General features: G+C 57.8%; 18 protein-coding genes. 11 read left to right on the forward strand and 7 right to left on the reverse strand.

The genetic code is table 11. The features are described from left to right. The coding region (locus tag ALO80_RS11630; RefSeq protein WP_083493244.1) for a tail fiber domain-containing protein at positions 1-1,206 on the forward strand (1,206 nt) is incomplete at its 5' end. A gap of 15 nt (positions 1,207-1,221) precedes the next feature. On the opposite strand, the gene ALO80_RS11635 is transcribed toward ALO80_RS11630, so the two are convergent. Beyond that, entirely contained in the window at positions 1,222-1,968 is a 747-nt protein-coding gene (locus ALO80_RS11635) for a hypothetical protein (protein ID WP_055009112.1), read from the reverse strand. Positions 1,969-2,133: 165 nt separating this feature from the next. On the opposite strand from ALO80_RS11635, the gene ALO80_RS11640 reads away from it, so the two are divergent. The 7 genes from ALO80_RS11640 to ALO80_RS11670 all read left to right on the forward strand — a co-directional run bounded on the left by ALO80_RS11640 (position 2,134) and on the right by ALO80_RS11670 (position 8,459). Next, positions 2,134-2,667 carry a glycoside hydrolase family 19 protein gene (locus ALO80_RS11640; RefSeq protein WP_055009113.1) on the forward strand — a complete coding sequence of 178 codons (534 nt, stop codon included), beginning with the start codon at positions 2,134-2,136 and terminating at the stop codon, positions 2,665-2,667. Beyond that, positions 2,664-3,179, forward strand: a complete 516-nt coding sequence (locus tag ALO80_RS11645; protein ID WP_055009114.1) for a DUF2514 domain-containing protein — start codon at positions 2,664-2,666, stop codon at positions 3,177-3,179. The genes ALO80_RS11640 and ALO80_RS11645 overlap by 4 nt, the downstream gene beginning before the upstream one ends. A 12-nt stretch (positions 3,180-3,191) precedes the next feature. After that, entirely contained in the window at positions 3,192-3,404 is a 213-nt protein-coding gene (locus ALO80_RS11650) for a hypothetical protein (protein ID WP_011168556.1), read from the forward strand. Further along, positions 3,401-4,645, forward strand: coding sequence for an SGNH/GDSL hydrolase family protein (locus tag ALO80_RS11655; protein WP_055009115.1), 1,245 nt, complete (start codon positions 3,401-3,403; stop codon positions 4,643-4,645). Before ALO80_RS11650 ends, ALO80_RS11655 begins: the two co-directional genes overlap by 4 nt. Positions 4,646-4,975: 330 nt before the next feature. After that, complete coding sequence (locus tag ALO80_RS11660; RefSeq protein ID WP_055009116.1) at positions 4,976-5,287, forward strand: hypothetical protein; 312 nt, start codon at positions 4,976-4,978, stop codon at positions 5,285-5,287. Continuing rightward, positions 5,274-5,531: a hypothetical protein gene (locus tag ALO80_RS11665; RefSeq protein WP_055009117.1), complete on the forward strand. Its 258-nt coding sequence runs from the start codon at positions 5,274-5,276 to the stop codon at positions 5,529-5,531. Before ALO80_RS11660 ends, ALO80_RS11665 begins: the two co-directional genes overlap by 14 nt. An 807-nt stretch (positions 5,532-6,338) precedes the next feature. Further along, positions 6,339-8,459, forward strand: a complete 2,121-nt coding sequence (locus ALO80_RS11670) for a TonB-dependent siderophore receptor (protein WP_055009118.1) — start codon at positions 6,339-6,341, stop codon at positions 8,457-8,459. 160 nt (positions 8,460-8,619) lie between these two features. Here ALO80_RS11670 and ALO80_RS11675 read toward each other — a convergent pair whose 3' ends face one another. The 6 genes from ALO80_RS11675 to ALO80_RS11700 form a co-directional block, all read right to left on the reverse strand. Further along, complete coding sequence (locus ALO80_RS11675) at positions 8,620-9,579, reverse strand: sugar-binding transcriptional regulator (RefSeq protein WP_054985109.1); 960 nt, start codon at positions 9,577-9,579, stop codon at positions 8,620-8,622. Positions 9,580-9,661: 82 nt separating this feature from the next. Next, positions 9,662-10,462 carry an SDR family oxidoreductase gene (locus tag ALO80_RS11680; protein ID WP_055009119.1) on the reverse strand — a complete coding sequence of 267 codons (801 nt, stop codon included), beginning with the start codon at positions 10,460-10,462 and terminating at the stop codon, positions 9,662-9,664. Between the two features lie 31 nt (positions 10,463-10,493). Next, on the reverse strand, positions 10,494-11,258 hold the full coding sequence (locus ALO80_RS11685; protein WP_055005739.1) for an SDR family oxidoreductase: 765 nt from the start codon (positions 11,256-11,258) through the stop codon (positions 10,494-10,496). 41 nt (positions 11,259-11,299) lie between these two features. Further along, positions 11,300-12,829, reverse strand: a complete 1,530-nt coding sequence (locus ALO80_RS11690; RefSeq protein WP_055009120.1) for a sugar ABC transporter ATP-binding protein — start codon at positions 12,827-12,829, stop codon at positions 11,300-11,302. 15 nt (positions 12,830-12,844) lie between these two features. Then, positions 12,845-13,777 carry a sugar ABC transporter substrate-binding protein gene (locus ALO80_RS11695; protein ID WP_055009121.1) on the reverse strand — a complete coding sequence of 311 codons (933 nt, stop codon included), beginning with the start codon at positions 13,775-13,777 and terminating at the stop codon, positions 12,845-12,847. A gap of 83 nt (positions 13,778-13,860) precedes the next feature. Next, complete coding sequence (locus tag ALO80_RS11700) at positions 13,861-14,865, reverse strand: ABC transporter permease (protein WP_055009122.1); 1,005 nt, start codon at positions 14,863-14,865, stop codon at positions 13,861-13,863. A 373-nt stretch (positions 14,866-15,238) separates the two neighbouring features. Here ALO80_RS11700 and ALO80_RS11710 point away from each other — a divergent pair, with 373 nt between their 5' ends. Genes ALO80_RS11710 through ALO80_RS11720 form a run of 3 tightly spaced genes read left to right on the forward strand, consistent with a single transcriptional unit; the run spans position 15,239 to position 18,502 of the window. Further along, on the forward strand, positions 15,239-16,075 hold the full coding sequence (locus ALO80_RS11710) for a transketolase (protein ID WP_055009124.1): 837 nt from the start codon (positions 15,239-15,241) through the stop codon (positions 16,073-16,075). Continuing rightward, entirely contained in the window at positions 16,065-16,997 is a 933-nt protein-coding gene (locus tag ALO80_RS11715) for a transketolase family protein (protein WP_054984568.1), read from the forward strand. Before ALO80_RS11710 ends, ALO80_RS11715 begins: the two co-directional genes overlap by 11 nt. A 29-nt stretch (positions 16,998-17,026) precedes the next feature. Then, positions 17,027-18,502: an FGGY family carbohydrate kinase gene (locus ALO80_RS11720; RefSeq protein WP_055009125.1), complete on the forward strand. Its 1,476-nt coding sequence runs from the start codon at positions 17,027-17,029 to the stop codon at positions 18,500-18,502. Positions 18,503-18,887: the final 385 nt, after the last annotated feature.

Below are 18,887 nucleotides of genomic sequence, written 5' to 3' on the forward strand. Positions count from 1 at the left end.
ATGTCTATCTCGCCGAACTACCAGGGCGCAACCAATGGCGCTGGCGGTTATGCGCTCGCTCCGCTACAGGGCTACGTCAAGGAATCCGCCGACCGGCTGCGGGCGCTGGTGCTCCAGTATGGTGACAAGCTTGCTGCTCTGGGCACCACTGGCAACTATGACATCTTGCCTCTGGCAAAGGGCGGGACAGGGGCGTCAGATGTGGCGGGCGCACTTACCAGTATCGGCCTCAAGGGCGGCTCTAACGACCTGCTGATTAAGAGTATCGGTTTTCGCGGCGCTCCCGTCGCTTACAATGTTCAAGGCCTCTATATGGGGTGGAACGGAAACGGGGATGGCGGTGCGAATTACATCTGCAACCGCGGCGGAGGCCTCGGCGGGCATGCATGGTGGTCCGTGAATTCGGATAACACGGCAGCTGGCCCAGTCATGACCTACTCCTACTCCGGGCTTTTGACCGTAAACCAGGTATCCACGACAGTGGTGTCCACCAATCAGATCAATGGCCTGACGACAGCGCTGACGATTGCGCAAGGCGGCACCGGGGCCAATAGCCAGGCAGGAGCGCAAAATGCTCTCGGGCTTGGCGTAGCGCAAACACCCCAATTCGCGGGCATTGAGCTGTCGGCCGCCGCACCCTACATCGACTGGCACTACGCGAACAGTACAGCTGATTATTCGGTCCGCATGCAAATCGACAGCGCCTCATCAATGGGTGTCAGTGGTGACTGGGGAGCCCGCGCCTACTGGTGCAAGTTGGGGCTGAACGGCGCTCGCGGCAGTAACCGGTTCAACATGAACTGGACTGGCTCGGCGATGGACCTTTATGTCGACGCCAGCTACGTGGGTTCTCTTTCGCTGTTCACCTCGGATTATCGCATCAAGAAGCTGATCAAAGATGTGGCGGTGCCATCGTTCCTTGATCGCATCGACGCTTATCGCATCGTGAATTTCCAAAAGCGCATTTTCGGCGCGGTTTTCCGAGGGGACGGCACAACCTACCAAGGTCTGATTGCTCATGAAGCGCAGGCGGTAAACCCATTGGCTGTTAGCGGGGAGAAGGACGGCGCTGATGCCGATGGCAATCCGATCATTCAGCAGCTTGAGCCGATGGCGTTGATTACCGATCTGATGGGCGCAGTCAAAGAGCTGCGCGCAGAATTAAGAGAGATTCAGGCGCAGCTAATGTCTGTAGGGAGTAGCTAATATTTAGGTATGGCTTTAGAGTTCACTAAGAGAGTGAACTTTTAAAGACTCTCGAGAAGCTTCAAATAAAGAGTTTAGGAAATCCACTGTGAATGGGGATTTAATGAATTTAAGTTCGCTTTTTCCTCTTTGAGCTTCTGAGAGCTTTAAAAGTGGCTGGCAAATATCTCGAAATGCTTGAAGCTCGTCCGTTGATGGTATGGCTTTATATGAGGCTAAATATAAAGGAGCCGGTAGTTCTTGGTGGTGAGGATCGAAAACCATCACGGCATTAATTGATTCGTTGTTGCTTGCTCCCCCATGAGCGGCCCAAGCGTGCCTTAGCGTGATAATTTTATCATGCAATTTCACTTGATCTTCATTTAGTAGCTTAATAAGATTGGATCTCTCCAGTTTTGCGTTTCTGCCTTTTTCCTGAGTGGTGTCACGTTTTGAACTTGTGTTATCAAAAAGCTTGGCGTAAGTTACTATTGATGATGTGTATATATTGCTTATTATTAGATGCGCCTCGCTAGATAGATCGAAAGTATTTAGTTCTTTCTCGTTCTCTAGCTTCTCTTTTATGGTATATGCGACACTCAGTGATGCATGTATGAAATTGACATCATTCCATATAGCTTGAAATGCAGCGGTTGCTCTTGCCGAAGGGTGGTCAATTGGTGCAATTCTACATCTTTTCCCCTTGTACTCAAATATGGCATGAACTTCGTCACCTATCTGCTCGTGCGAGTGCTTCACCTTCTGTCCATCTATAGGCTTCATTTGTTTCTCCTTAGTAAAAAATGCGTTTTCAGGCCAGCTATAGGATAGGCCATGTTTAATATAAAGTTTGATTATTTTAAAAGCACCAACAAATTCAGCTAGAAGCTTTGCGAGCTTCCTTCCAAGATTTTACCAATCGGAATCTTTTTGCCTGGAGACATAGAAATGCCGATCACCACGCATCAACTACTGAAGATCCTTCCTAACGCCGGCCAGAAAGCCGGCGTTTTTGCACCCGTCCTCAACACAGCAATGAGCAAGTACCAGATCGTGACATCGCTGCGCATCGCGGCGTTCATCGCTCAGGTTGGTCATGAGTCCGGCCAACTGCGCTATGTCCGAGAGATTTGGGGCCCGACTCCGCAGCAGCTGGGGTACGAGGGTCGCAAGGACCTGGGCAACACTGTGCCGGGCGATGGCTCCAAATACCGTGGCCGTGGCCTGATTCAGGTTACGGGCCGGGCCAACTACGAGGCGTGCGGCGAAGCGCTGGGCCTGGACCTGATCAACCATCCTGAATTGCTTGAGCTGCCAGATCACGCAGCCATGTCGGCTGCATGGTTCTGGGACAGGGCAAAACTCAACACGCTGGCAGACAAGGGCGACCTTCTCCAAATCACTCGCAGAATCAACGGTGGCACGAATGGTCTCGCCGATCGGCAGGCGCTGTACGCCCGGGCGCTTGGGGTGTTGGCGTGAAGGCCCTGCCGTGGAGGGCGGTCGGCCTGCTGCTGATCCTGCTGGCGCTGGCCGGTGCGTTGTACGGGGCATACCGGCACGGCGTGACCGTCACCGATCTGGCCTGGAAGGCGAAGTGGGCCGAGGAAGTCCGCGCCCAATCAGAAGAGGTGGCCACCACGACCACCGAGTACCGAACTGAAGAGCAACGCCGCCAGAAAGCGGCCAACCAGGTGGCAAATGATGCAAGACAAGAACAGACCGCTGCGCTTACTGATGCTGCTGTCGCTGACGCTGCTGGCGACCGGCTGCGTGTCGAAGCAGGAAAGCTGGCAGCCACGGCAAGTTGTGTGCCCGGCGATACCGGAGCTGCCGAACGAGGCAAGGCAGCCACCCGCGCCGCCATGGTGCTCTCCGAACTGCTCGGCCGGGCTGACGCGCGAGCGGGAGAGCTGGCAAAAGCTTATGACAAGTCCCGAATAGCCGGGCTGGCGTGCGAGCGCTCTTACAACTCCCTGATTACCTCTGAGTAACGGAACAACAAAATGGCCACGACGCAGCTGATTCAAAGAGACATGGGGCGGACGATGCTGATCGTCAAAGCGAACGGCGGCACGGTGACGGTCGAGAAAAAGGCCGGCGATAGCTGGGTGGTGACCGATACGCTGGCCAAGGACGGCGGTTATCTGCTGGAGCTGGGCAGCTCGTACACCCGCATCACCCCGACCGCAGGCGCTTACTTTGAGGTGACGCGATGAGCCTTTTGATCAATCAGGCTCCGCGCCGCCAGCCGATACGCCGTGGCCTTGGCCTGCTGGGCGATAGCTTCTCTGGCAACTGTCACACCATCGGCGCGACCGTGTATGGAACCGAGGCTTACGGCTACGCGGCAATGATCGCAGCGCGCACCGGTCTTTTCCCGAGCTACCTCGACAACCAGGGCAAGGTCGGCGACCACACCGGGCAATTCCTGGCCAGGCTACCAGCCTGTATCGCTTCATCCACGGCTGACCTTTGGATGCTGCTGTCACGCACCAACGACAGCACCACGGCAGGTATGAGCCTGGCCGACACGAAAGCGAACGTGATGAAGATCGTCACCGCGTTCCTCAACACGCCGGGCAAGTACCTGATCGTCGGCACCGGCACACCGCGCTTCGGTAGCAAGGCGCTGACCGGTCAGGCGCTGGCTGATGCGATCGCCTACAAAGACTGGGTGATCAGCTACGTGAGCCAGTTCGTTCCGGTGGTGAATATCTGGGATGGCTTCACCGAGGCCATGACGGTGGAGGGGCTGCACCCCAATATCATTGGCGCCGACTTCATCAGTTCGCGCGTGGTGCCGATCATCAATGCCAACTTCGAATTCCCCGGCATCCCTCTGCCCACGGACGCTGGCGATATCTACTCGGCCATCCGGCCCTACGGCTGCCTCAACGCCAACCCGCTGATGGCGGGCACTGGCGGCACTCTCCCGGCTGGCGTGAACGCTGTGGCTGGGTCTGTGCTGGCGGACAGCTACAAGGCAGTGGGCTCTGGTCTGACTGGCATCACCACGCGGTGGTACAAGGAGCAGGCCGCCTATGGCGAGGCGCAGTGCATTGAACTGGGAGGGACCCTTGCGGCGGCGGGTGGCTATGTGTACGTGCAGCCGATCGCCAACGTCACAATGGGCAATCTGGCAGCCGGCGACGTCATCGAGATGGTGTCGGCCGTGGAGATTGCTGGTTCATCTCGCGGCATCCTGGGTTGGGAGGCTGAACTGACATTCACCAAGCCCGTCAGCGGCGCGTCCACCACCATTTACTACCGGTCGATGGACAAGTACCAGGAACCATTCACGCTACCCGCCAGCTTCGTCGGGCAGCTGGAAACCCAGCGCGGCACTGTCGATCTGACAGAGACCGTGATCACCTCGCGCATGGGTCTGTACCTGGCCGCAGGCGTGGCGCAGAACTCCACAATCAAGGTCGCCCAGTTCGGTATCAGGAAGGTTTAAGTGCCAACACCCAGCGTGCTTGGAGCGAATCCCGCAATCTGGAATTACGTGAAGTTTTCTCCGTTATTGCGAAATCGGAGTTTTGTCAACCAGACTTCATGGCTGATCCGTCGATTTGTCAACTTGCGCAAAATCGCAAGTTGGCAGGTCTGGAATATTTTCTGGAATATTCTGATGTGGATTATGTAGAACGGTTAGGCAAGGCCCGGCAGCTCAGCACCCGCAAGGTTTAGGCTGCCGCCACCTGTCGAAAACCTGCTCATACAGTATTGCCCGGCAAACCCTGTATCGATTCTACTGGCTGTATATACAGTTAATCGGTAGTAGAAAATGCACTATCTCATCCTCAGGAGGCGACACCTGGGCATCGCCATCGACCGAAAGGAGCTTCACCGAATTGAGCCGGTCCGTGGTGATATCCATATTGCCGAGTACAAGATCGAGGCGCTGGGCCGTATCGCGATCAGCGCCTTCCTGTACAAGTCATCGCCTCATCTGCTGGATGTGATACCGCCGCTCATCGATGTCACGATCACCAGCATGGCAACCAACGGAATGAACCTGACCGGTATTGAGCAGGTCGGTGACGCCTTCTACTGGCAGTCATGGTGGTGCAGGGGGATCGTTGATGACCGGGCTTGATCCACTGGCCGATTGGAATCGGCGCATTGATGATCGCGGGTCGTTCCTGGCTGAGCCGGAGCAGCACCGGCAGAGGCTGATCGATCTGGCAAGGGCGGCGCTGACTGAAGGCCAGGTGTGCAGCGAGGAGTTCGGCGAAATGCTCGAGCTGCTGGACTGCGCCAAGATTTGGGCAGAGGTGGAACTTGCTGAAGCTGAGGAGATTGGTTTGTTCGTCGGCAGGACGCCGGGGGAGGGAAAATAGCTCAGTGACTTTCAAAGTGACTTCGCTCTGTACGGTAAATCACAGTGAGGCATCGTTGCAGCGAGCGCCACGCTGGAGACCTTGTATTATCTGGGCTGTAGCCCCATCCGCTTGCATGGGGTGCTAGGGGTCGAGTGTTCGAATCACTCCGTCCCGACCATATTTTGTAAAGGGGATCAGTCACTTACGGTGCTGATCCCCTTTTTAATTTCCGGCTTGCGCAAAGCCCGCGAAACCAATTCAAAAAGGGCTTATATCAAGGTCCTGAATTGACTCTGGCCATACAACTGCAACGTGGTCTTTCTGGTATTTTTTCTTCATATCCCTTCTCGCATGCTCAGCGATCTTTTGTCCGTACTTTTCGGCCTTCTTGTACAGGTGCGGTGACAGCGCCTGCTCCTCGTGGACGTTTGGCATTTCCTCATCACTCCAACCCGCTTAGCACCCTGGCGCGCAGCCTTGAATGCGCGTGTCAAATAACGCTCTTCGATCTTCGTCCAGTGGTTCTTGGTCTGCGCCTGTTTTTGCTTTAGGTGCTCGGGGCGGCTGTGAACAAGATAGGGCGAAGTCACGTTGTCCGGCATCGAATGATTACAGTCTGAAGCGCTTCCAGAGTATCCGTGAGCCGCTGTGCAGTGGGCAGTGGGCAGTGGGCAGTGCGAGGTCGATTGTGTTCTGTAGCCAGGCCGTCGTCATCCTGCTCACTACACAGTTGATACCTGAATGAAATTGATTTTCGTTATCTCTGAATGTAAAAATTGTAAATGAGCATCATTTGCATTTTAATTTTTGGAGCCTCAGCGACTCATGCGCATAACGTCCTCCTTGCCCAACTCAGCCCTCACGTTGATCGCTTTGGGTATTCTTAACAGTGCTTTTGCGGATGACAGCACTCTGAATCTGCCGTCCACTACCATCAGCACTTCGGCCGAAGATCAGGAAAGCGCGCCGCCGGGCTATCAGGCCAAGCCCGACCGTAGCACCACACGGTTGAACCTCACAGCCCGGGAAACCCCGCAGGGCGTGACCAGTATAAAGCGCGAGCAAATGGACGATTTCAAACTCGACAGTGTCCGCGATGTGCTCGACAGCACGCCGGGTGTGAACGTCCAGAAAGTAGAAACCGACCGCACTTACTTCACGGCCCGGGGCTTCGATATCACCAATTTTCAGTATGACGGCGTGGGAATGCAGATGACCGGCGGGCTGCTGGTGGGCGATGTCGACATGGCTACCTACGAGCAGGTGGATATCCTGCACGGGGCCAATGGCCTGATGACAGGCAGCGGCAACCCCTCGGCAACGGTCAACTTCGTGCGCAAGCGTCCGACTTACGAGACTCAGGCCAAGATAGATCTAAGCGCCGGTTCCTGGGACAAGCGTCGGGTCGATATCGACTTGTCGGGCCCGTTGACCGAAACGGGCAATGTTCGTGGGAGGTTGATCTATGCCAACGAGGTGGGTAACTCCTACCTGGATCGTTACTCCCGGGAAAAGAACATTTTCAGCGGCATGCTGGCATTCGACCTGACCGACAGCGATACCTTGACTGTTGGTTACGAAGACCAGAAAAGCAATTCCAACGGTGCCAGTTGGGGTGCGTTACCGCTCACCGACGCCAGTGGCAAGTCGCTGCATTACAGCAGCAAAAGCGCCAACATCGCCCAGCCTTGGGTGTATTGGGATGTTCACACCACTCGTGCTTTTGCGGAGTGGGAGCACAGCTTTGCCAACGACTGGAAGTCGCGCCTGACCCTCACCGCCATGGAGCATAGGGAAGATACCGAGATGTTCTACATCTACGCTGACAGCACTTCTTCTACGGGCTATACCGGCCTGGCTTCCAAGTACAAGGACAAGAACCGTGAACTGGACGGTGATCTGTCTTTCAGTGGGCCTTTTTCCCTGGGGGGACGTGAACATCAGTTGACGGTGGGGGCCAACGTGGCCCGCTCGCGCAACAATGAGTCCTCGCTATACGGAACGTCGTCTTACTACACATCGGTAGCGTTGCTGGATGCACTCAATGGCTCCATTGCCAAGCCCACTACTTACGACATTGCCAACGCTGCCGATACCTCCAACTATACCGACCGGCAGAAGAGTGTGTATGCCGGGGCGCGCTTCAGCCTCACCGACGATCTGCATTTGATCACCGGGGCGCGCATGCTCAGTGCCGACAGCGATGGAGAAAACTACGGGTCAGGCCGGGATGTGCGTGTCCACGGCAAGGTTACGCCCTATGCTGGCCTGGTCTACGACCTGACGCCGGAATATTCGCTGTATGCCAGCTACACCGAGATCTTCAATCCGCAGTACTACCTGGACTCTCAGGGCAAGGTGCTCGACCCGCTGGAAGGCAAGAGCTACGAGGCCGGGATTAAAGGCCATCTCCTGGACAATACGCTGGACGTCTCGGCTGCGGTGTTCCATACCAGGCAGGACAACGTCGCCACTTACTCCGGCTATGATGCCAGCCTGGGTGGTTACTTGTATGAGGGCATGTCCTACAAAAGCAACGGTGTAGAACTGGAAGCCTCTGGTGAGCTGGCTCCGGGCCTGCAAATCAGCGGTGGTTACACCTATGTGTACATCACGGATGCGGATAACGACCGTGGACGCAAATTCATCCCGCGGCATGCCTTGACCTCCTCCATGAGCTACAAACTGCCGATGGCACCGAAGGTCAAGGTTGGCGGCACGGTCAAATGGCAAAGCGAGATCCGGAACGACGATACGCCGGCTGCGAATCAGAGTGGTTACGCATTGGTGGGGCTGATGGCGCATTACGATATCGACCCACACTGGAGCACCCAGCTCAACCTCGACAACCTTACCAACCAGAAGTACCTGCAAGCTGTGCGGTATGGCCAGAGCAACTATGGCGAGCCGCGTAACTTCACAGCGTCTGTCAGCTGGAAGTTTTAACGTCGGGTCGCAAAACGCACATCAAGCCGCGACCTGTCGCGGCTTGATGCCGGGCGTCAATCGGCTGTTCACCTGAATTGGTATGACTCCCTGGCGTTGGCCGACTCCATCTACGCTGCCGTAGCGGCCTGCATGCTTTACTCCGCAGAATGAAACTGAATTATTCCCCGCCCCCCAGCCCTCGCGCAGTCTCCACATCGGTAATCAACACATCCAGGTACCCACCCAACAAAGCCCCTTTGATCGCCTGTACTTTTCTGGCTCCTCCGGCCAGCCCCAGCACCCGGTTAATCGAACGCAATCTGGGCAGCGCCATCGACACCACAAACTCTTCATCCTCTTCCAGTACCGGCGTCCCCTGCGCATCGAAGTACCGCAAGCAGATATCACCCACCGCGCCACGTTCGGCGAGGACGCGCAGCATGTCTTCGGTGTAATAGTTGCCGCTATTGCGCAGTAGTTGTGAAGGCTCAAGTTCACCGATACCGACGATTGCCAGAGTGATACTGTCGAAGCGGTTGAGGACTTCCTTTACTTCTTCCATCTCGACGATGCGCTGTTTGCTTTCCACCGATTGCTCGATGCTTTGCGACGGCAGGAGGAAAGCGGGGCAGTTGAGCAGGGTGGCGAGGCGCTGGGTCAGCAGGGTCGCTTCAAATGCCCCTTTATTGCCGACGCCGCCCAGCAGTTGCACCACTTCCCGGGCACCTTGTTTGCCCGGTTGGGCGTGCATGTGGCCGACCATGGCGCGAATGGTGCTGCTCCAGGAGGAGATGCCGATGTGGTCCTGAGGGCCGAGGCTGGTTTCCAGATAGTGGGCGGCTGCCGAGCCGATGGCCTGCTTGATGCTTTCTTCGCTGTCCGGCTCGGTGGCCTCGACGACGATCACCTGGCGTATGCCGTATTTCTGCTGCAGCCGGCTTTCCAGCTCCAGATGCAGCCCCTGCGGGCGCATCACGGTGATCTTTACCACGCCTTCCTGCAAGGCGCGGCGCAAGGCGCGGCTGATGAATGATTGGGACAAATCGAGTCGTGTGGAAATCTCGGACTGCTTGAGTCCTTCTTCATAGTAGAGGCTGGCGATTTTGCTCATCAGCCGTTGTTCTTCGATCTGGCTCATGCAGGCCCCAAAAAAATGATAGCGATATCCAAAGTGGCGGCGAGGATACCAAACTGGCAGCGGGTCGTGCCTGCTCTGGCGGTCAGGACATGATCAGTCCACCGTCGATGTTGATCGCCTGACCGGTCAGGTAGGCGGCGTCGTCCGAGGCAAGGAACGCGACCAGCCCGGCTACGTCCGAGGGCTTTCCGGCGCGGCGCATGGGGATGTTACGGACCCATTCGGCCATCAGTTCGCCCTTGGCATAGCGTTTCTCTTCGGTGCCAAGGATTTCTCCCCAGACCCGGTCGTTGTAGTCCCACATTTCGCTTTCGATAATGCCGGGACAGAAAGCGTTGACGGTGATGTTGTGCCGTGCGAGCTCCAGGGCCAGGCTCTGAGTGATCCCGATCACGCCCATTTTGCTGGCGGCATAATGTGGAGTGTAGATGAAGCCCTGGCGTCCCTGGCCTGAAGAGGTGTTGATCAGCCGCCCGCTGCCCTGTTTGACCATATACCGTGCGGCCTCCCGGCAGCCGAGCCAGACACCTGTTGTGTTGACTTGCAGGACCTTGTCGAAGTCGGCGCGAGGCATGCGTTCACAGTGATCGATGGTGATAATGCCGGCGTTTTGCACCGATACGTTGATGCTGCCAAAGCGCTCGTGGGCGGTTCTGTACAGGCGTTGTATGTCGGCCTCGTCGGTGACGTCGAGCCCTACGGCAATGCTCTGGACCGAGTACTCGCTGGCCAGTTGGCCGGAGGTAAAGGTCACTCGCTCCAGGTCGTTTGAGGCCAGCACCAGATTGGCGCCTTCCTGAGCGAAACGTTCGGCGATGCCTGCGCCGATGCCTCGGCAGGCACCGGTAATGACCACGGTTTTTCCACTGAATCGTTGGTACATGTTCAGGCTCCTGTAACAGGCATGGGCGGGCTTACCAACAGACAAATCCACCGTCCACCAGCAGGTCGATACCGGTGCAGAAGGACGACGCCTGGCTGGCCAGAAAAACTGCCGGCCCAACCATTTCTTCTACGCTGGCCATGCGACCCATCGGCGTGGTCTGTTCAAAGATTTTTACTTGCTCGGCCACTTCCGGGCGCGAGTTCATGGGCGTAGCGGTGTAGCCGGGACTGATGCAGTTGACCCGCAGCCCCTTGTCGGCCCACTCCATTGCCAGGCTCTTGCTGAGGTGGATGACCCCGGCCTTGGAGGTGTTGTAGTGCGCTTGCAGCAGTCCGCGGTTGACAATGCTGCCGGACATCGACGCGATATTGACGATGGACCCTTTGCCGCGAGGCAGCATGACTGCGGCCTGGGCCTGGCAACTGAGAAAGATACCGGTGAGATTGATGTCCAGCATCGTTTGCCAGCGTTGCAGCTCCAGGTCTTCGGCGGCCTGGGCGTTGGCGATACCTGCGCAGTTGACTGCCACACTCAGCGCGCCCAGTTCGGTTTCGCTTCGGGCTACGGCTGTATCCAGCGCTGCACGGTCTGTCACCGTACCGCTCAGGGTGATAGCGCGGCGGCCCAGCGCGAGGATGCGCTCCACGGTGCTGCCGATGCCGGGGCTGCCCGGCAGGTCGAAGCAGGCTACATCTGCACCGGCCTCAGCCAGGCCTACGGCAATGGCCTGGCCGATGCCGCTGCCCGCGCCAGTCACAAAGGCCACTTGGCCATCAAGACGAAAAAGTTGCATGTTTCGCTCCACGTCATAAACGTCTGGTTGGGTGCCTGTTTTCAGGCAGTGGCCATTTCCATGACCGTGACCGGGGTCGCTGCGCCGCGTTCGAGAATGCCCATCTGTCTGCCACGGCTCATGACCATGACCCTATGCGACAGGCCAAGGACTTCGTCGAGGTCGGAACTGACCACAATCACTGCCATGCCGGTTGCTGCCAACTCCGCGATCACTTCGTAAATAGCTGCGCGCGCGCCGACGTCGATGCCTCGCGTCGGTTCGTCGAGAATGAACACTTTAGGGTTACGTGCCAGCCATTTGGCAATGATGACTTTTTGCTGGTTGCCGCCTGACAGGCTGTCGATGCGTTGTTCTGGCGCGCCTTTTACCCCCAGCCGGGAGATGGCATTGCGGGCAAATTCGTGAAGCCCGTTGGGCAGTATCCAACTGCCGCTGTGCAGCAGGTCGGTGTTGCCATAGACCAGGTTGTCTTCGATCCGGTGTTCAACCACCACGCCTTGTTGCTTGCGGTCTTCAGGCACCAGCACCACGCCAGCCTGGATGGCCTGCGAGGGGGAACGCAGATGAACGGTTTCGCCGTCCAGCTGCATGTGGCCCTGAATATCCCGGGCTGCCCCGGAGATCACCCGGATCAGTTCGGTACGGCCGGCGCCGACTACTCCGGCGATGCCGAACACTTCGCCTGCGTGTACGCTGAAGTCGATGCCGTGCAGAGCGAACTCCCGACAGGCGAGGTCCTTGACCTGCAGCATTACCCGCTCCTGCGGTGCCTGCAGGGCGGGGAAGATACGCTCCAGGCTACGCCCGACCATTTGTTCGACCAGTTCGCGCACCGGTACCTGGGCGGTGGCGTGCAGAGCAATTTGTCGGCCATCGCGCAGGACCAGAATACGGTCGGCGATGCGTGCGATTTCTTCCAGGCGATGGCTGATGTAAATGAACGATACGCCCTGGGCTTTGAGGCGTTCTACCTGCTGAAACAACAGCTCGGTTTCCTCGCTGCCGAGGGCCGCAGTCGGCTCGTCAAGGATCAGCAGTCTGGCATTCAGAGTCAGCGCCTTGGCGATTTCGACCAGTTGCTGTGCAGCAACGCTCAGCCCCTCGACCTTGCGCGATGCCGGCACATTCAGGCCCAGGCGCTGTAGTTGCTTCTGTGCCTGCGCTTCCATGTAGTCACGGTCTACCTTGCCATGACGCATTGGCAGGCGACCGACAAAGATGTTCTCGGCAATCGACAATTGCGCCAGCAGGCGAATCTCCTGATGGATCAGCCCGATACCGGCACTCAGAGCTGCCCCCGGCGATTCCGGGGTGTAGTCCTGATTGAGCCAGGTCATGGAACCGCCTTCTTCGGGCTGCACCAGGCCGGCGATGATCGACGACAGGGTGGATTTGCCTGCGCCGTTCTCGCCGAGCAGGGCGAGCACTTCGCCCGGTCGCACATCGACGTTGATCTGCGACAGCACCTGCACAGGTCCGTAGGACTTGCCGATGTTGCGTAGGCACAGCACCGCCGCCGGTGCGGTCTCGGTACCGTGGAGAGCGTGGTTATCCAGAGCAGCTTGCATGGCGAACTCCCAGACTCAAGGGTGCTGTTGCAGGAAGGGTGCAACGTTATCCTTGGTGGTCAGTACGGTTTCCAGCAACTGCTCCTTGGGCACGGGCTTGCCAGCCTTGAGGTCCAGCGCAGAGGCGACTGCCATGCGGCCCATTTTCTGGGTCTGCTGGGTCATGGTCGCTTGCAGCACACCGCTGGCCACGGCTTTGAGGCCCGCGACGTCGCCATCGAAACCGACCACCACCACGGGCTGCGCCAGGTTGGCGACTTTTACCGCCTGCGCGGCACCCAGCGCCATGGCATCGGCGCGGCCAAAAAATACCGTGATGTTCGGGTCGCGCTGCAACAGGTCCTGGGCGACCGCAAAGCCTTTGTCCTGCGCCCACTCTGCAGGTTGTTCGGCAACCACCTTGAGGTCGGGAAAACCCTTCAAGCCTTCCTGGAAGCCCTTGGCACGGTCGTTCTCCGGGGTGGTACCCAGCTGGCCCTGAAGGATCGCGATGCGGCCCTTGCCGCCAGTCACCTTGCCCACGTATTCAGCAAGGGTGCGTGCACCGGCGACGCTGTCGCTGGCGATAAAGGTGTCGCCGGGTGCATCGGGTGCATTGCGATCGACGGCGATGACAGGAATCCCCGCAGCCTTGGCTGCCTTGACCGGTACCCCGGCGGCAGTGGCACCCGCAGGAATGTAGATCAGCGCATCTATCTGGCGGGTGATCAGGTCTTCGATCTGGCTGACCTGGGTGGAGGAGTTGCCCTGTGCATCAACGGTAATGATCTTCACCCCACGGGCTTTTCCTTCCGCTTCTACCGACTGTTTGATCTGGTTGAAAAAGTCAGCCTGCAGATTGGCCACGGCCAGGCCGATGGTGAGTTCCTTGGCCCAGGTCGAACCTGCGGTAGTGAGGGTCGCGGCAGCCAGAGCGGTAGCGAGCAGCAGTTTTTTGGTCATGAACATGGCGGTGACTCCTGATTTTATTGTTGGGGGTGTCAACAGCGGTCAAGCGCAAAACGGCACAGCTTAATGAGCACTACTGTCAATTAATGAGCGCTACTGGAACGGCGACGCAAGGTATCGATGGTCACGGCAAGGGCGATCACCACGCCGATCACCACCTGTTGAATGAAGGGGGAAACGCCCAGCAGGTTGAGGCCGTTGCGCAGCACACCAATGATCAGCACGCCGACCAGTGTGCCGCCGACGCTGCCGACGCCGCCGCTCAAACTGGCACCGCCGATGACGACTGCAGCAATCGCATCCAGCTCCAGAGTCAGACCTGCGCTGGGTTGTGAAGAATCGAGGCGGGCAGCCATGGCCACCGCGGCGATACCGGCAAGTGCCCCACTGATGGCGTATACCCATAACGTAATGGCCCGCACTTTGATCCCCGAAAGCCTCGCAACTTCGGGGCTGCCGCCAATGGCGTACAGGTTACGACCGCCTGCACGAAAGCGCAGGAACACCCAGGCCACCACCAGCATGACCAGAAATAGCCCGACTGTGGCAGACAGAAAGCCGAAATGACGCACCGTGGCCAGGTGAGTGAACCACTCCGGATAACCGACGATCTGCCGGCCTTCGGTAAGAATGTTTGCCAGGCCTCGCGCGACCGACATCATGGTCAGCGTGGCGATGAAGGCGGGCAGTCTGGCGTAGGTAATCAGCAGGCCGGACACCAGTCCCGCGAGCATGCCGGTCGCAATCGCCACCGGAATCGCCACACCCAGCGCCAGGCCCTGGTCCTGATACAACCAGCCGAGCATCATCATCGAAAACGCCAGCACCGAGCCCACTGACAGGTCAATGCCGCCGATCACGATCACGGCGGTCATGCCGATCGCGAGGATGCCCAGTACGGTGACTTGATCAAGGATATTCAGACCATTGCGCAGGGTGAAAAAGAATTCGGAACTGAAGGAGAAGACCACTACCAGCAGCGCCAGACCAATCAAAGGACCACCGATGTTGTTCGGCAGCAGCCTGAGCAGCCATGCACGCCCCGAAGGTTTTACGACGGCCTGATGAGCAGGGGCTTTGGCGTCCATAGTGTTCTCCGGATTTATTGTTGTTGGAGTTTTTTCGGCTGCATGAATATATATGCATGCCTGACTTTTAATTCAGATTCCATCTCCGGCTCGCTAAAGTCAAGCGGTTTAATTTTCTTCAGTCATCGCTCTTGCCTCCGTAAATGCCCTGAAAGCCTCTGAGCAGAGCCTCGCATTGAGAACCATCGGGCTGGCAATCGGGCATCTCCACGTTCTTTTTTCGATTTCGACGCAGCGCTCGCTTGACCTGAAGAACGAACAGCGTCTAAATATAAATATATTTTCAAGTGTGAATATATATTCATTCCGTGTTTTCAGGCACTGTTTCAAGGCCTTTGATATCACGCGTGGTGAGCCCCCCAGGAGCCGTTGCATGAATGCCTTCCAGTACGACGCCCAACAAATCAAAGAACAGGCACGCCTGATCAGGCGCAATGTCATCCTTCTGAATGCCGGGTCGCCAGCGGGCGGGCATACCGGGGCCGACCTTTCGGAAACCGATATTCTTGCCACGTTGTACTTTCGTATTCTCGACATCGGTCCGCAGCGCATCGAGGACCCGGAGCGCGATATCTATATCCAGAGCAAAGGCCACGGCGTGGGCGGGCTGTATTGCTGCCTGGCCCAGGCGGGTTACATCCCCGAGGCGTGGCTGCCTGACTATCAGCACTTCAATTCGCGCTTGCCGGGGCACCCGGTGCGCCAGAAGACGCCAGGTATCGAGCTCAACACCGGCGCACTCGGACACGGACTGCCGGTCGCGGTCGGTCTTGCGCTGGCGGCGAAGATGTCCGGGAGTAAACGGCGTATCTACGTACTGACCGGCGATGGCGAACTGGCGGAAGGGTCGAACTGGGAGGCGGCGATGGCGGCCGCCAAGTACGGTCTGGATAATCTCTTTGTCATTGTCGACAAGAACAAGCTGCAACTGGCAGGCCTGACGGCAGAGATCATGCCGCTTGACCCACTGGATGTGAAATGGAAGGCGTTTGGTTTCACGGTCAGTGAATGTGATGGCAACGATGTTGCCCAGTTGGTGCCCGCGCTGGAGCAGATGCAGGCCCGCAAGGGGGCTCCCCAGGTACTGATCGCCCATACCGTAAAAGGCAAAGGCGTGTCATTTATCGAAGGGAAACCCGAATGGCACCACAGGGTGCCCAAAGGTGAAGAAGTCAGCGCAGCACTGGAGGAGTTGAATCATGTCGAGTGAGCATTTTGCCAGTGTGATGGTGGAAGCATTCATTGCCGCTGTTGATGCCGGGCTGGACCTGGTGCCGGTGGTCAGCGATTCCACGTCGACTGCGAAGATCGGTCCCTTCGTGCAGCGCTTCCCCGAGCGCGTGATCAATGTCGGAATTGCAGAGCAATCGTTGGTCAGCGTAGCTGCCGGTCTGGCGCTGGGCGGCAAAATCGCGGCGACCTGCAACGCTGCGCCGTTCCTGATTTCCAGAGCTAACGAGCAGGTCAAGGTCGATGTCTGTTACAACCACGCCAATGTCAAAATGTTCGGTCTTAACGCGGGGACCAGCTATGGGCCTCTGGCCAGCACCCATCATTGCCTGGATGACATTTCGGTGATGCGCGGCTTTGGCAACGTACAGATTTTTGCGCCGTCCGACCCGCTTGAGTGCCGTCAGATCATCGACTATGCCTTGCGTTATCAGGGGCCGGTCTATATACGTCTCGACGGCAAACCACTGCCTGAGCTGCACGATCGGAGTTATCGCTTCGTACCCGGTCAGGTGGATATTCTGCGTCACGGTTCGGACGTCAGTATCGTCGCGTTGGGCTCGGTGGTGCATGAAGCGGTGGACGCTGCGGCGCTGCTGGCGGAGCAGGGTGTCGACGCGCAGGTCATCAATCTCTCTTCGATTCGTCCATTACAGCGTGATGCGCTGTTCGACGCCCTGAGCGGCAGCCGTGGCGTGATTACCGTCGAAGAGCACAACGTCAATGGCGGACTTGGCAGCCTTGTGGCCGAGCTGCTTGCCGAGGGCGGGGCGGGTGTTGCGCTGATTCGCCTGGGTATCGGCGACGGTGAGTATGCAGCGGCGGGCGCCCGCGAACCGACTCGCGCGCTGCATGGCATTGATGCTGCCGGGATTGTCGCCGCCTATGCACGTTTGCGCTGATGCGCGCCCGTATATCGAGTAACCAGACCATGAATGAATGCTCCCCGCTGATTCTGGCCCTTGATGAAGGCACCAGCAATGCCAAGGCTGTGCTGGTCAACGAACTGGGTCAGGTGATCGCCCGGGGTTCGCGACCTTTGTGTCTCAGTCATTCGCAGCCTAGTTATTCGGAGCAGGACCCGTTGATGATCTGGGAGAGCACCCTCGCAGCCATCGCAGACTGCATGAACGGTCTGGATCGCCCGCTGAGCGCGCTGGCCATCAGTAATCAACGCGAGTCAGTGGTCGCTTGGGATCGGGCTAGCGGCGCACCGCTGTCGCCCTGCATCAGTTGGCAGTGTCGACGTTCGCTGCCCTTGTGCAATGAACTGCATGCGCAAGGTCATGAGGCGATGATTCTAGGCAAGACCGGCCTTGCGCTGGACCCGATGTTTTCTGCCGGCAAGCTGCGCTGGATCCTTGATCATCTGGACAATGGTCATGCACGCGCAGCCGCCGGCAAAATCTGCCTTGGGACCATCGACAGCTGGCTGCTCTGGAACCTCAGCGGCGGCCGGGTATTTGCCACCGATTACTCCAACGCGGCACGCACTCAGTTGTTCAATCTGCACACTGGCGATTGGGACCCAGAGTTGCTTGAGCTGTTTGCGATTCCTGTCGCCGCATTGGCAACCATTCAACCCAGTGCCGGCTTTTTTGCACATACCGTCGCCAACGGCAGCCTTGCTGCCGGGATTCCGATTCTGTCGATGATCGGTGACTCGCACGCTGCGCTGTACGGGCAGGGCGGTTTTGCTCCGGGCCTGGTCAAGGCCACGCTAGGGACGGGCTCTTCGCTGATGACGCCCATGCCCGGGCCTGTGGTCTCTGGCCACGGACTGTCGACGACATTGGCCTGGCACGACGGGAAGAGAGCGACCTACGCCATGGAAGGCAACATCGTTCACACCGGCGCGGCGGTGCAATGGGCATCGCGACTGATGCCCGGGGAGTCCATCGATGCACTGAGCGAACAGGCCGCACAACTGGACGACAATGGTGGTGTTTACTTTGTGCCAGCGTTGTCCGGACTGGGAGCACCCCACTGGCAGGCTGACGCCCGCGGACTGATTTGCGGCCTTACTGAAGGTGCTGGCGGCGTACACATCATGCGGGCCGCACTGGAATCCATCGCCTATCAGATCCGCGATGTGTTCGATGCCATGCAGGCTGATACCGGTACTCCGCTCAAGGAGCTCTGGGTGGATGGCGGGGCGACCCGCAATCGCTGGCTCATGCAGTTTCTCGCGGACCTGTTGCAACGCCCGGTAATCCGCAGCTTGTCGCCGGAAGTTTCGGCACTGGGCGCTGCGCACCTCGCCGGTAAAGCCCTTGGCATCTGGCGCGACGATGCCAGCCTCCAAGGCCTGGAAAGAAAGCGTGAGCGCTTCGATCCGGTTTCCGGGCTGAAGCTGGAGGGTCAGTATCGGGAATGGCAGAAGTCCCTGCAGCGTACCGTCCGTTGATTGGCTTGACGCCTTTCCACCTGCTGAATCTGTTTTATCGCAATCGCAGGGTGATCCAGGCATGGGCCAAGCCCGGTGCACCAAATCTGCCTGGGCTTTAACAACTGAAACTTGACACTTTATCTCGTCAAAATAATGTCTTTTGCGGAACTAAGCGTTTTAAATGTCGATACTAATTAAAAATAAATTATTGTTAATTATCAGATGCTTAGTTTGTAAAAGGCGTTTTTAGGCTGTTAGCTTAAAAGGAGTTCCTCAAGTTAGGATCCAGATGGACGACACTAGGGATGTCTAAGTGACATCACTCGCATGAGATGGTTCCAACACTATTCTTGCGACCAAAAAACGCCCATAGCACGCCATGGAAAGGCAAGGCTCAGGATCG

It is taken from the genome of Pseudomonas caricapapayae (genome assembly GCF_001400735.1).
GTDB classification, from domain to species: Bacteria; Pseudomonadota; Gammaproteobacteria; order Pseudomonadales; family Pseudomonadaceae; genus Aquipseudomonas; species Aquipseudomonas caricapapayae.

What these genes read in the sequence shown, in the direction of transcription:
- ALO80_RS11720 (WP_055009125.1), top strand. Translation starts at nt 17,027, where the DNA reads ATGAATGAATGCTCCCCGCTGATTCTGGCCCTTGATGAAGGCACCAGC.
- ALO80_RS11710 (WP_055009124.1), top strand. Translation starts at nt 15,239, where the DNA reads ATGAATGCCTTCCAGTACGACGCCCAACAAATCAAAGAACAGGCACGC.
- ALO80_RS11690 (WP_055009120.1), bottom strand. Translation starts at nt 12,829, where the DNA reads ATGCAAGCTGCTCTGGATAACCACGCTCTCCACGGTACCGAGACCGCA.
- ALO80_RS11660 (WP_055009116.1), top strand. Translation starts at nt 4,976, where the DNA reads ATGCACTATCTCATCCTCAGGAGGCGACACCTGGGCATCGCCATCGAC.
- ALO80_RS11635 (WP_055009112.1), bottom strand. Translation starts at nt 1,968, where the DNA reads ATGAAGCCTATAGATGGACAGAAGGTGAAGCACTCGCACGAGCAGATA.
- ALO80_RS11670 (WP_055009118.1), top strand. Translation starts at nt 6,339, where the DNA reads ATGCGCATAACGTCCTCCTTGCCCAACTCAGCCCTCACGTTGATCGCT.
- ALO80_RS11640 (WP_055009113.1), top strand. Translation starts at nt 2,134, where the DNA reads ATGCCGATCACCACGCATCAACTACTGAAGATCCTTCCTAACGCCGGC.
- ALO80_RS11675 (WP_054985109.1), bottom strand. Translation starts at nt 9,579, where the DNA reads ATGAGCCAGATCGAAGAACAACGGCTGATGAGCAAAATCGCCAGCCTC.
- ALO80_RS11680 (WP_055009119.1), bottom strand. Translation starts at nt 10,462, where the DNA reads ATGTACCAACGATTCAGTGGAAAAACCGTGGTCATTACCGGTGCCTGC.
- ALO80_RS11655 (WP_055009115.1), top strand. Translation starts at nt 3,401, where the DNA reads ATGAGCCTTTTGATCAATCAGGCTCCGCGCCGCCAGCCGATACGCCGT.
- ALO80_RS11695 (WP_055009121.1), bottom strand. Translation starts at nt 13,777, where the DNA reads ATGTTCATGACCAAAAAACTGCTGCTCGCTACCGCTCTGGCTGCCGCG.
- ALO80_RS11685 (WP_055005739.1), bottom strand. Translation starts at nt 11,258, where the DNA reads ATGCAACTTTTTCGTCTTGATGGCCAAGTGGCCTTTGTGACTGGCGCG.
- ALO80_RS11650 (WP_011168556.1), top strand. Translation starts at nt 3,192, where the DNA reads ATGGCCACGACGCAGCTGATTCAAAGAGACATGGGGCGGACGATGCTG.
- ALO80_RS11700 (WP_055009122.1), bottom strand. Translation starts at nt 14,865, where the DNA reads ATGGACGCCAAAGCCCCTGCTCATCAGGCCGTCGTAAAACCTTCGGGG.
- ALO80_RS11715 (WP_054984568.1), top strand. Translation starts at nt 16,065, where the DNA reads ATGTCGAGTGAGCATTTTGCCAGTGTGATGGTGGAAGCATTCATTGCC.
- ALO80_RS11665 (WP_055009117.1), top strand. Translation starts at nt 5,274, where the DNA reads ATGACCGGGCTTGATCCACTGGCCGATTGGAATCGGCGCATTGATGAT.